Annotated in this window: 10 protein-coding genes; 1 reads left to right on the forward strand and 9 read right to left on the reverse strand. The window is 67.8% G+C overall.

The features are described 5' to 3' along the window. Positions 1-4 precede the first annotated feature (4 nt). Genes AB6730_RS01005 through AB6730_RS01035 form a run of 7 tightly spaced genes read right to left on the reverse strand, consistent with a single transcriptional unit; the run spans position 5 to position 8,338 of the window. Positions 5-805: a methyltransferase domain-containing protein gene (locus tag AB6730_RS01005; protein ID WP_371021801.1), complete on the reverse strand. Its 801-nt coding sequence runs from the start codon at positions 803-805 to the stop codon at positions 5-7. An 8-nt stretch (positions 806-813) separates the two neighbouring features. Continuing rightward, positions 814-1,905, reverse strand: a complete 1,092-nt coding sequence (locus tag AB6730_RS01010) for a glycosyltransferase (RefSeq protein ID WP_371021802.1) — start codon at positions 1,903-1,905, stop codon at positions 814-816. Between the two features lie 11 nt (positions 1,906-1,916). Continuing rightward, a complete protein-coding gene (locus tag AB6730_RS01015) occupies positions 1,917-3,014 on the reverse strand; it encodes a glycosyltransferase (protein ID WP_371021803.1) in 1,098 nt (365 codons plus the stop codon). After that, entirely contained in the window at positions 3,011-4,126 is a 1,116-nt protein-coding gene (locus AB6730_RS01020) for a glycosyltransferase (RefSeq protein ID WP_371021804.1), read from the reverse strand. Before AB6730_RS01020 ends, AB6730_RS01015 begins: the two co-directional genes overlap by 4 nt. Beyond that, positions 4,114-5,214: a glycosyltransferase family 4 protein gene (locus tag AB6730_RS01025; protein WP_371021805.1), complete on the reverse strand. Its 1,101-nt coding sequence runs from the start codon at positions 5,212-5,214 to the stop codon at positions 4,114-4,116. The genes AB6730_RS01020 and AB6730_RS01025 overlap by 13 nt, the downstream gene beginning before the upstream one ends. Next, positions 5,193-7,214, reverse strand: a complete 2,022-nt coding sequence (locus tag AB6730_RS01030; protein ID WP_371021806.1) for an NAD-dependent epimerase/dehydratase family protein — start codon at positions 7,212-7,214, stop codon at positions 5,193-5,195. Before AB6730_RS01030 ends, AB6730_RS01025 begins: the two co-directional genes overlap by 22 nt. 8 nt (positions 7,215-7,222) lie before the next feature. Further along, positions 7,223-8,338: an NAD-dependent epimerase/dehydratase family protein gene (locus AB6730_RS01035; RefSeq protein ID WP_371021807.1), complete on the reverse strand. Its 1,116-nt coding sequence runs from the start codon at positions 8,336-8,338 to the stop codon at positions 7,223-7,225. Positions 8,339-8,558: 220 nt separating this feature from the next. Here AB6730_RS01035 and AB6730_RS01040 point away from each other — a divergent pair, with 220 nt between their 5' ends. Beyond that, positions 8,559-9,599, forward strand: a complete 1,041-nt coding sequence (locus AB6730_RS01040; protein ID WP_371021808.1) for a UDP-glucuronic acid decarboxylase family protein — start codon at positions 8,559-8,561, stop codon at positions 9,597-9,599. Between the two features lie 4 nt (positions 9,600-9,603). Here AB6730_RS01040 and AB6730_RS01045 read toward each other — a convergent pair whose 3' ends face one another. Together AB6730_RS01045 and AB6730_RS01050 are read right to left on the reverse strand one after the other, a co-directional pair. Beyond that, on the reverse strand, positions 9,604-10,590 hold the full coding sequence (locus AB6730_RS01045) for a Gfo/Idh/MocA family protein (protein ID WP_371021809.1): 987 nt from the start codon (positions 10,588-10,590) through the stop codon (positions 9,604-9,606). After that, positions 10,587-11,576 carry a zinc-binding dehydrogenase gene (locus tag AB6730_RS01050; protein WP_371021810.1) on the reverse strand — a complete coding sequence of 330 codons (990 nt, stop codon included), beginning with the start codon at positions 11,574-11,576 and terminating at the stop codon, positions 10,587-10,589. The genes AB6730_RS01045 and AB6730_RS01050 overlap by 4 nt, the downstream gene beginning before the upstream one ends. Positions 11,577-11,604 lie beyond the last annotated feature (28 nt).

An 11,604-nucleotide genomic window follows, 5' to 3' on the forward strand; every position in this document is an offset into this window, starting at 1 on the left:
TGGGTCAGGTGTGATCGGAACGAAGCCGGCGCAACAGCCCGCCGAGCCGCGCCTCGGCGGCATCGGCGGCGGACGTGCGCCGGCAGACGTGGACGTCGTCGGCCATCGCGCTCACCTCGTAACCGGCGGAACGGACCATGGCGCGCATCGCGGATGGATTCGGCACCCACCAGTTGGTGGGATCGCCGGCCAGTTCGTGCTCGATGAAGGACAGCTTGGGCCACGCGTCCTCGCGTAGGCGGTCGCGGCCGAGGTAGCCGGGGTCCGAGGTGTCGGGATCGTCGGTCGAGCCACCCGTGGCGAGGCTTTGGAAGAGCAGCAGGTCCGTGGACAGGGACGCCGCCAGGTCGAGCCCGAGCAAGGGATAACGCAGGTGATAGAAGACGCCGAGGAATAGGACGATGTCGTATCGCGCCGCGCGGCCGGCCAACCCGTAGATATCGCCCTCTTCGAGTTCCAGCCGGTCACCCACGTCGAACTGCCGCGCGGCCCAGGCTGCCTGGCGGAGATAATGCGGGTCGTGGTCGATCGCCGTCACCCTCGCGCCGCGCCGTGCCAGTTCGATCGCGAAATAGCCGGCGTTGCAGCCGATGTCGAGCACGCGGCGTCCCGACAGATCGCCAGGAAGATGCGGCGCGAGCATCTCCCATTTGTACGCGGGGTAGTCGCCGAGCGGATGATCCGGCGCCGTCTGTCGCCCGTCCGGAAGATGCAAGTTGTGGAACCACGGGCCCAGGGCGTGGATGTCCTCCGAGGCGGCCGACGCCCGCGCCGGATGGGATTGCAAGGTGCGCAGCGCGCTCATGTGACCTCCTAGGCAGTCGCCTTGACGGGCGTCGCGGGGATGTTCGCCGCTTTCTCCAGCAAAATCGGTAACGCGCGTGCACGATGCGCCGCGGTGTGCTCGGCCATCACGCGCTCGCGGGCGCGGCGCCCGATCGCCACGCGCTCGGCCTCCGGCATGTGCCTGAGCACGTCGAGGACCTCCGCCGTGCCGCTGGCGAGGATGATCTCCCGGCCCGGCTCGAACAGCGATTCAATGCCGTCCCACACGTCGGACACGATCGGCGTGGCGCAAGCCGCCGCCTCGAACAGGCGCACGCTGGGCGACCATCCGGCACGGATCATGTCGTCACGCGTCACGTTGAGCGTGAAGCGCTGCGCGTTGTAGAACGCGCGGTGTTCCGCGGGCGGCACGTGATCCGTGCGCATCACGTTCGATGGCCAGTCGATGGCGGCGGGATACATGGGACCGGCCACGGTGAACCGGCCTTCCGGCCAGCGCCGTGCCGGCTCGATGAGCAGCGATTCGACACGCGGCTGGCGGTCGTCGCTGTACGTTCCCAGGTAGCCGAGGTCCCAGCGCGGCGCGGTCTCGTCCGGATAATAGGATTCCGGATCGAACGCGCAATGGAACGCGCGGGCGCAACGTGCGCCATGGACGTCCTGCAGCCGGTCGAGTGTCGGGCCGCCCGTGAACGACAGGTACAGGTCGTAGCCGGCGATCTGCCGGGGAGCCAGATAGGCATGGTCGCCCGCGTCCAGTTTCGCCAGGGTCACCGGCGTATCGATGTCGTAGAACGCAGTGGTGCCCCTGGCCGTGGCCATCACCCAATCGCCGACCTCCCGGCCATCGGGAACATACGAGCCGACGACCACCGCATCCGCGTCGCGCACCGTCGCGGTGAAACGCTCGCGCAGGTTGTCCAGTGAATCGTAGAGGTGCGTGCGGCCGTACGGTGGCTCGGGAAGGTCCCGATGCAGCGCGTACCAGGGCACGTCGCGTTCGAGGAAGGTGACCCGGTGCCCTTGCCGGGCCAGCTCGCGTAACAGGCCGCGATAGGTCGTCGCGTGTCCGTTGCCCCACGACGAAGTGATCGACAGCCCGAGGAAGACGATATCCATGCTTTCGCTCCTCATGCCGTCGCCGCCAGTGGCGCCGGCACCGGCATACGCCCGGCGAGCAATGCCTCCAGCTGCCGTGCGCGGTGCGCGTAGGTGTGCTCGGCCAACACGCGGCGCAAGGCGGCGGCACCGATCGCGCGGGCCCGTTCCTCCGTCAGGCCTTCCAGGTGGGCGGCGACCTCGTCGCCGCCATTGGCCACGAGCACTTCCTTGCCGGGTTCGAGGAACAGCTCGATGCCCTCCCAGGCGTCGGTGATGAGGCAGGCACCCGCGCCCGCCGCTTCGAACACACGTGTCGCCGGGGAGAAGCCATACCGGGCCATCGAGTCGCGGCTGATGTTGAGCACCGCGCGCGGCGACACGTTGAACGCGTTGTGATCGCGGGTATACACGTGACCGACGTAGGAGACGTTCGTGGGCATCCGCTTGTCGCCCCACCCACTGCCTCCGAGCAGGAAGCGTTTGCCGGGCAGTGCCTCGGCGGCCGCCAGGAAGAAGCGTTCCACGCGCGCCTCGCGATCCGGCAGCCGGTTGCCGAGGAAGCCCAGGTCACCCGCGAAGGCGCCCTCGCGTGGCACGGGATGATGGGTATGCGGGTCCAGCGCGTTGTACACCGGTTCGCAATGCCTTGCGCCGAGCGCCGTGTAAGCGTTCACCACGGGCGCACCGCCGCCATAGGTGCAGATCAGGTCGAAGCGCGGGATGAGCCGGCGGAAGGGATTGCGCGGATCGGAGTGCACGCTGTCGAGGGTCGCCGGTGCATCCACGTCCCAGAAGATGACGATGTTGTCCGGACGCTTGAGGCTGAGCACGCCCTCCTCCAGGGTGCGGTCGAGCACGCCGACGCCACTGGTCTTGACGATGACATCGGCACCGGCCGCTTCGTCCAGCATGGCATGGGTCGCGTCCGTGGTCGCGGGATACACCACCACGCGCGCCCAGTCGGGGTCGTCCATGTCACGGTGCGCCTGGCGCCCGTACGCGTCCGGTTCGTAGAACGTCACCTGGTGGCCGAGCTCGTGCAGGTGCCGGATCAGGCCGCGGTAGTACGTGGCCGCTCCGTTCCAGTAGGCCGAAACCAGGCTCGATCCGAAGAAGGCGAACTTCATGCGTAGGTCCTCTCGATGGGGGCGTCGACGAGCGATGCGTGAATCCGCAGCAGTTCATCGACGCGATGGGCGCAGGTGTGCCTGTCGAGGATGGTGGCGAGGCCATGGCCGGCCAGTTCCGCCGCCATGGCGGCATCCGCGCACAGGTCGCGCATGTGCCGGCGCATCTCCTCGCCATCACGTGCGACCAGGAAGTCGGCGCCCGGCGTGAACAAGCCTTCGGTGTCGTCCCATGGCGCGCTGATCAACGGGATGCCGCAGGCCATGGCCTCGAACGGGCGGATGGTCGGGATGCCGGGCAGCGTACGCACGTAGGGACCGCGCGGCACGTGCACGGTGAAACGGTGTGAGGCGAACGCGGTGGGCGCGGCGAAGTTGGGCAGCCAGCCCCGGTAATCGAGGCGGGTCCGCTTCAGGGCGGCCAGTGCTTCGTCGGGATAACGCACGCCATGCACCGTGCCGGTGAGGCGAAGGTCGCGCGCCGGGTCGAGAAGGAATTCGTGCAGTTCACGGGTACGCTCGCCATCGCCCCAGTTGCCGATCCAGATGAGGTCGCGGTCGCGACGCACATCCTCGATCGGATGGAAGACGCGTACATCGGCCGCCTCATGCCAGGTCCATGCTTGCGAGGCCCAGCCACGGCGCACGTACATATCGCGGATGACGCCGCCGAAGGCCAGCACGCCGTCGTAATGGGCGAGGTCGTACTGCGCCATCGCCCGGCTATCGCTCACGGCGCGGTGGTGCGTGTCATGGAAGAGCAAACGGTAGTGGGGATTGTCGCGCCGGTGCCTGCCGATCCGCGCGACCAGCTCGTGGCTGTTCCACTCGTGGACGAGGACGAGGGTCGCATCGTCCAGCGCTTCGTCCAGGTCCAGCGTGTCGGGATCGTAGACGCGGCTGCCAAGGTCCGGGTAAGCCTGGTGGAACGCTTCGATGGGCTCGGTGCCCTGCTCCGCCAACAGCTGTTCCATGCTCCACGCCCCTTTCGGCTCATACACGGTGACATGGATGCCGCGCGCCAGGAGTTCGCCGGCCACGCCACGCAGGAAATGCGCATTGCCGTGGTTCCAGTCCGACAACAGCGAGTGATAGAACATCACGACGTGCATGGTTTCTGCTCCTGCCTGGCCAGTTGGCGATAGGTGTAACGCCAGCGCGCGAGCATCCGCTCCGATGTGTAGCGGCTTGCATGCCGGCGGGCGCGGGCGCCTCGCGCGTGGAGCGCCCGGCGGTCCCTGGCCAACGTGTTGATGGCGTGCGCGATCGCCTGCGGGTCGTCGGGCGGGACGTAATACGCGGTGTCGTGCCAGAGCTCGCGCAACGAGGGGATGTCGCCGAGCACGAGCGCGCAGCCGGCGAAGGCCGCTTCGAGCACCGACAGCCCGAAGGGTTCGTAACGGGCCGGGAGGACATAGATGGCCGCATGCGCGAACTGGTTCGCCATCCTGCTCTCGCCCAGCGCGCCGAGCAGTTCCACGTGCTCGAAGCGGGCGTTGCCGCCTTCCGGATGACGAACGTCGCCGGCCACGCGGATCGGCCAGCGCACTTGGGGCGCGGCGGCATCCAGCGCGGCCACGTTCTTCGCCTCGTCCCACGCCCGCGCGGCACACAGGGCGAACGGTTGCTTGCGTGCGGCCGGGAAGGCGTCCGGACGGCGGCCGTTGTGGACGACGCTGGTCTTGCCCAGTTCGCCGTAGATCCGTTGCAGGTCGTCGAGCATGCTTTGCGTCGGGGCGACGACGAGGGTGGCACCGGCCAGGCCGGTGGCCACACGCCGCCGGTAGTCGTCCCACTCGCTGCCCGGAGGCGTACGCCGCACGTACTCATACCAGGTGGCCACGCACGAATGCGCGACCACCACGCACGGTGCGGGCCATTCGAGCGCACCGTGGCAGAAGTGGTTCAGGTGGATCACGTCCGGGTCGAAGCCGTGCGCGAGGTCCAGCAGCCAACGGCCCGCGGCATCCTGGTTTTCGTCGTTCGCCTCGCGCATCCATTCGAGCGGGTAGTCGCGGTGGGCGATCTGCAAGCCGGGAATCCGCGTCGCCGCACGCAGCCGTCCGCCATCCGGCGCCGGGCCCAGCACGGCGAGCAAGACCTCGATGCCATGGCGGCCGAGGCCTTCGGCCAGTTCCAGCGCGAAGGTCCAGACGCCGCCGACCGCGTCGGTGCTCATCATGACGCGGCGGACAGCCATGACCACTCGCCCGCGCTCTGCGGAAGTGCTTCATCCATGCCGCGATAGGCACGCAGCCAGCGATATAACCGGGCCACGCCCTCGCGCGCGCCCACCGTGGCACGCCAGCCGGTCGCCTCGGTGAACCGGCGCGTGTCGGACACGTAGTAGCGCTGGTCGCCCGGACGCCAGCTGGACCACTCCACCTCGGGCCGCCGGCCGGCCAGGTCTTCGATCCAGTCCAGCAACTGCAACAGGCTGATCGTGTTCGACGGACCGCCACCCAGGTTGAACGCGCGGCCGGCCAGTTCATCCATGCGCCGCGCGGCCAGCAGGTAAGCCTCGACCACGTCGTCCACGAACAGGATGTCGCGTACCTGCATGCCATCGCCGTAGAGCGTGATCGGCTTGCCTTCCAGGGCCCGGATGAGGAAATGGGCGACCCAGCCCTGGTCTTCCGTACCGAACTGGCGCGGGCCGTAGATGCAACTCATGCGGAACACCACCGAGGGCACGCCCATGCAGCGGGCGTAGTCGGCGATGTATTGATCGGCACCGCCCTTCGAACACCCGTAGGGGCTATGAAAATCCAGCGGGCGCGACTCGCTCACGCCGTGCCGGAGCCAGGCCTGGTCCACCGGCTGGTATCGCCGGTTCACCACTTCGAGTGCGATGTCCTCCAGGCCACCGTACACCTTGTTCGTCGAGGCGAAGATCACCGGCGGCACGTTTCGCTGGCGCCGCGCCGCCTCCAGCACGTTGATCGCGCCACCGAGGTTGATGTCGAAATCCGTGATGGGATCGTCCAGGCTGGAGGTGACGGCCACCTGGCCGGCGAGATGGAATATCTCCGTCGCTCCGCCCATCACCTCGGCCAGGTGGTGCCGGTCGCGCATGTCGCATGGCGAGAATTCGATGAGGTCACCGTGGCGCTCGCGCAGCCAGGTGAGGTTGTCCTCCACGCCCGGGCGCGCCAGGCTGTCGACGATGCGCACGCGCCGCCCCTCGGCGGCGAGGCGCGTGGCGATGTTCGAGCCGATGAAGCCCGCCCCGCCGGTGACGACCGAGACGGGCACGTCGCGGCGTAGCGGCGTGGGCCAGGTGGCGGCGTCGCGCACACCGTCCAGGCCATGCGTGGCCCACAGACGATAGAGCAGCTTGGGCCGTCCGTCCGCGAGCTTGATGCCGAAGTGGTAGTCGCGCTCGTCGTTATGGAAGCCCGCCTGCGAAGGCCGCTCGGCCGCGAGGTTGCGCAACGAAAGCAGGTAGACGCGGGTCACGGGAAGACCCCCGGCTTCCGCCACCACGCGCACCTGCTCGAACTCGTCGTGGCGCCACGTGGAATAGCCGGTTTCCGTCAACCAGAGTTCCGCCGGGTGATCGTGTGCGCGAAGCACGTCGGCGACGCGCTGGATACGCATGGCCCACGACTCACCGGGCATGTCGTAGCTGCCGGGAAAGCCGTGCACGCCGACCACGTCGATGTAGCGCATGAGGCCGTTGTCGAACATCGTATCGAGCCAGTTAGGATCGATCGGCGACATGCCGCCAAGCACGGTTTTCTTACCGCGCTGCCGTGCCCAGGACGCCGCGTTGCCCACCATCTCGCAGAACTTGGTCCAGCCGCGGTCGAGGCCATAGTTCCACTCGATGAGGTTGTTCGCCTCGTTCCACAGTTCCACGTACTCGAAATGATCGCCGTAACGAGTGATGCAGACATCGAGGAAGTCGGCGTAATCCTTGAGGTTACGTGGCGGCGACGCGGTGCTCGGCGTCTCGCCGAGCGAAGGAGGCGTGTACAGGAAACACGGCAGCAACTCGAAATGCCGTGCGAGCGTGGGAATGAGCCAGTCGTACCACTCCGGCCCTCCATCCCTCAGGAAATCGGCCCACGACACGCCGAAGCGAAGATGCCGCACGCCGAGCTCACGCAATTCGTCGATGGATGCCTCGGCGAGCTCGCGGTCGCCCATCCAGAACCATTCCAGCAAGCCCATCGCCGGACCGACATGCCGATCCATCGCCGACCTCATAGCGTCAGCCCCCGGCGGTGCAGCTCCGCACTGGCTTCGACGACCCGGTCGACGGCCGACGCGGTATCGAGCCAGCCCACCAGTTCCTCCAACCCCCGGTCGATGTCCACCTCGGGGCGGTATCCGATGAGCCGCCCAGCCAACGAGATATCGGCAACGCAATGGCGGATGTCGCCGACGCGGTACTTGCCGGTGACTTCCGGTTCGATCCGGCGGCCAGCGGCGTCGCCGAGCCGGCGTGCCAACTCGGCGATCGTATAGGAGTGGCCGCTGCCGACATTGATCACCGCGCCCGCCGCGGCGGGGGTGTCGTAAGCGAGGCGGCAGGCACGGGCCACGTCGTGCACGCTGACGAAATCGCGGCGCTGCCGGCCGTCCTCGAAAATGCTGGGTGGATTGCCGTTGAGCAGGCGCGCGGCGAAAATGGCGAGCACGCCCGTATACGGATTCGACAGCGCCTGGCGTGGACCGTACACGTTGAAGAAACGCATCGCCGTCGTCGGGATGCCGTAGGCCTCGCCGATCATCAGGCATAGCCGCTCCTGGTCGTACTTCGACAGCGCGTACACCGACGACAGATCGGGCTGCTTGTCTTCCGCCGTCGGCACGGGCACGAGTTCCGCCCCCCGTTCATCGCGCAGTTCCCACTCCCCGCGCCGCAACTGCTCGCGCTCGCGGCGCTTTCCCGGCACGCGGTTGCCTTCGCCGTCGGCATACATGCCTTCGCCATAGATACTCATGCTCGAGGCGATGACCAGCCGTTCCACCGGGCGCTCGACCAGGGCCTCCAGCAACACCGCCGTGCCGAGGTTGTTTATCGAGGTGTAGCCCGCGATCTCGTACATGCTCTGTCCCACGCCGACCGACGCCGCGAGGTGGTAGACCCCGTCGACGCCGTCGAGCGCCTTGCGCACGGCTTCCGGATCGCGCACGTCGCCGCGCACCAGTTCCACGTCGTCGTGAAGATAGGGTGGACGAGCGCCCTCGGCGCCATGCACTTGCGGTGTCAACAGGTCGAGCGAGCGGACACGGTGGCCATCGGCCAGGAGTTGGTCCGCGAGCCACGATCCAATGAAGCCGGCGCCACCGGTGATGAGGATGGTCTTGCTCATTCGCATGCTCCCTTCGCTGGAACACGCAGCTTCGGCGCCACGCCGGACAGGAGGAGTGAATTCCATTCGTCGCGCCGATGACATTCCTTAACGCGCATGCGGTGCTCAGGATCGTGTTTGGACGGCCATCCGTATTTCACTCCTCCGGTACGAACGCGCTTCCATCCTCGGAAGCGCAAGGCCCCCGTCACCACGTTCCACGCCAGATGAGGACACAGTCATGGCAAAGGCAACACCACTGGAAGGGGCGTTTCCGCCGCCTTCCCCGTCGCTGCACATCGTCGTCGCGGGAGCGGCGGGTTTCGTCGGCAGCCACCTCGTCGACCGCTTCATCGCGGACGGCCACCGCGTCACCGGCGTGGACGACCTGATCACGGGACGCAGGTCCAACCTGGAACATCTTGCGAAACATCCCCGCTTCCGGCTGCTCGAGCACGACATCGCCCGCGCGTTCGAGGTGGACGCGCCGGTGGACTGGGTGATGCACCTGGCCAGCCCGGCGTCGCCGCCGAAGTACCAGCAGTGGCCGATCGAGACGCTGGAAGCCAACAGCTTCGGCACCCACCACCTGCTACGCCTGGCGCAGTCGCACGGCGCGAAGTTCCTCCTGGCCAGCACGAGCGAGGTGTACGGCGACCCGCTGCATCATCCGCAGCACGAGGACGACTGGGGCAACGTCAATCCGAACGGGCCGCGCAGCATGTACGACGAGGGCAAGCGCTACGCGGAAGCGGCGACCATGGCCTTCCACCGCCACCATGGCCTGCCCGTGCGGATCATCCGCATCTTCAACACCTACGGGCCCCGGATGGACGCGCACGACGGGCGCATCGTCACCAACTTCATCCACCAGGCACTGGCCGGGGAGCCGCTCACGGTGTTCGGCGACGGTTCACAGACGCGCAGCCTGCAATACGTGACCGACCTGGTGGAAGGCATCGTCCGCTACATGGACTGCGACCATTGCGGTCCGATGAACCTGGGCAACCCGGTGGAACGCACGGTGAAGGAGATTGCCGAGCTGATCATCCGCCTCACCGGCAGCGATTCCACCATCGTCCACAAGGATCTTCCGGAGAACGATCCGAAGCGCCGGCGCCCGGATATCTCCCGCGCGCAGGAACTGCTCGGCTGGTTACCACGTGTCTCCGCGGAGGAAGGTCTTGCCCGCACCATCGAGGCCTTCCGCCATGAACTCGTTCCCGCGCGGACGCGGCGGCTTCGCCAGCGGCCCGGATTCGGCGCGGCCGCCAGCGCGTAGGCCGCTATGCGTAGAAACGATCCAGCACGCGCGCCAGTTCGACCAGGCCATCCGCGTCGGCGTGGTAGCGGGGCGAGTCCAGCACGGCTTCCGCCCACGCCACCGCCGCGCGGCCGCCCCACGCATCCGGCGGCGAGGACAGCACGGTTCGCTGCCGTCCGTCGAAGCGCTCCAGCATGAAGTCGTAGAACGAACCTTCCACGTTGCGCAGGCCGATGCCGCCTCCGGTCCCGAAGACGCGCAGGCCGATCTCGGCGTCCATCCCGATCGGCAGGTTCCACGAACAGGCGACGTCGACGGCGATGTCGCCATCCAGATCCAGTCTGGCCGTCGCATAGTCCTCCACGGCCTCGGGCGTCTCTCGCAAGGGCATGCCGCGGACGAAGCAGCGGCTCTCGACGCCGCGCACCGCCGGCTGCCCCAGCAACCACAAGGCCAGGTCCACGAGATGGATGCCGAGATCGATGACGCAGCCACCGCCGGATTGCGTACGGTCGTAGAACCACGGCTTGCCCGGGCCATAGGCATTATGGAACACCGCCTCGACGGCATAGATGCGCCCCAACTCGCCGCGCTGGATCGCATCGCGCACGTCCGCGATGCCCGCCAGGTGGCGATAGCTCAGGTCGACGCCCAACCGCCGGTCCGCCGTGCGCGCCGCCATCACGACACCCGCCACCTCGTCGCCGCTGCGTCCCAGCGGCTTCTGGCAGAAAACGGGAAAGCCGCGTCGCAGCGCGGCGATCGTCTGTTCCGCATGGGCCGCGCTGGGCGTGGCGATGACGACGCCGTCCAGGTCGAGCGCGAGCATGTCCTCGAAACTGGCGCAGACCTTCGCCCGCGGTGCCAGCAAACATGCCTCGGCCACGCACGCCTCGTCCACGTCGGCGATCGCCGCCGCTTCGGCGACTCCCGCATCGAGCAAGGCCTGCATGCGATGCCGGCCGATCCAGCCCACGCCCGCGAATCCCAGCCTCAGCCGACGGCTCATGCGGCATCCTCCATCAGCAGGACGGCCTTGGTGAAACCGTCGGGGCGCTCGCGCACCGCGGTCAGCGCGGCCCCGGCCTGTTCCAGGGGAAACGTGTGCGTCACCAGCAGGGACAGGTCGAGCGTCCCGTCGAGTACCGCCTCCACGGCAAGGCGCATGCCTTCCGTGGCGATCGCCGGATCGCGTTCATGCGCATTGACGACGTCGATGCCCCGCCAGTTCCACAACTGGACGTTGACCTGGCGCAGGCCATCCTGGTGGAAGCCCGCGATGACCAGCCGTCCCCTCACACCGGTGAACTCGCCGGCGAGATCGAGCGGCCACGGCTTCCCCGTGCATTCGATCGAGCGCTCGCAGAACGCACCGCCGGTCAGGCCACTCACCTGCTCGATCAGCGTGGCATGGTCGAGCATGGGCAAGACCTGCTGCGCGCCGCATCGGCGGGCGAGGTCCAGCGCCGCCTCGGAACGTGCCACGGCGATGACGCGCGCACTGGCCTTCGCGCAGAGCTGGATAAGGGCGGCACCAAGGAAGCCCACGCCGACGATGGCGACGGTCTGCCCTGCCCTCACGTCGGCGCGGCGAAAGATATTCATGGCGCAGCCCAGGGCTTCCCCCGGAAACGGCTGGCCGTCGAGTTCGGGCGGCAGCGGCACGACGTGCGCCGCCTCGGCCACGTCATATTCTGCGTAGGCGCGGTACGAAAGCGCCGCCACGCGCTGGCCCGGCACGACGCCACTCACCTCGTCACCGACCGCGTCGACGACACCCCAACCCTCGTGGCCGAGATCGCCGGCCGGCATGGGATAGGAAAACCAGTCCCTGCCTTCGAACGCGGGCACGTTCGAGGCGCACAAGCCGCTGCCCTGCAACCGGATGCGCACTTGCGAGGCCGCCGGGCGTGGAAGCGGCACCCGCTCCAGCCTGACCTCTCCCGGTGCCGCCAGCACGGCGGCGCGCATCGTCTCGTGGGACATACCAGACATCGTTCCTCCTTCGGGTTGATGGGATGTT

The sequence above is a fragment of the Luteibacter sp. RCC_6_2 genome (assembly GCF_041360655.1).
Taxonomy (GTDB): domain Bacteria; phylum Pseudomonadota; class Gammaproteobacteria; order Xanthomonadales; family Rhodanobacteraceae; genus Luteibacter.

What these genes read in the sequence shown, in the direction of transcription:
- AB6730_RS01005 (WP_371021801.1), bottom strand. Translation starts at nt 805, where the DNA reads ATGAGCGCGCTGCGCACCTTGCAATCCCATCCGGCGCGGGCGTCGGCC.
- AB6730_RS01010 (WP_371021802.1), bottom strand. Translation starts at nt 1,905, where the DNA reads ATGGATATCGTCTTCCTCGGGCTGTCGATCACTTCGTCGTGGGGCAAC.
- AB6730_RS01015 (WP_371021803.1), bottom strand. Translation starts at nt 3,014, where the DNA reads ATGAAGTTCGCCTTCTTCGGATCGAGCCTGGTTTCGGCCTACTGGAAC.
- AB6730_RS01020 (WP_371021804.1), bottom strand. Translation starts at nt 4,126, where the DNA reads ATGCACGTCGTGATGTTCTATCACTCGCTGTTGTCGGACTGGAACCAC.
- AB6730_RS01025 (WP_371021805.1), bottom strand. Translation starts at nt 5,214, where the DNA reads ATGGCTGTCCGCCGCGTCATGATGAGCACCGACGCGGTCGGCGGCGTC.
- AB6730_RS01030 (WP_371021806.1), bottom strand. Translation starts at nt 7,214, where the DNA reads ATGGATCGGCATGTCGGTCCGGCGATGGGCTTGCTGGAATGGTTCTGG.
- AB6730_RS01035 (WP_371021807.1), bottom strand. Translation starts at nt 8,338, where the DNA reads ATGAGCAAGACCATCCTCATCACCGGTGGCGCCGGCTTCATTGGATCG.
- AB6730_RS01040 (WP_371021808.1), top strand. Translation starts at nt 8,559, where the DNA reads ATGGCAAAGGCAACACCACTGGAAGGGGCGTTTCCGCCGCCTTCCCCG.
- AB6730_RS01045 (WP_371021809.1), bottom strand. Translation starts at nt 10,590, where the DNA reads ATGAGCCGTCGGCTGAGGCTGGGATTCGCGGGCGTGGGCTGGATCGGC.
- AB6730_RS01050 (WP_371021810.1), bottom strand. Translation starts at nt 11,576, where the DNA reads ATGTCTGGTATGTCCCACGAGACGATGCGCGCCGCCGTGCTGGCGGCA.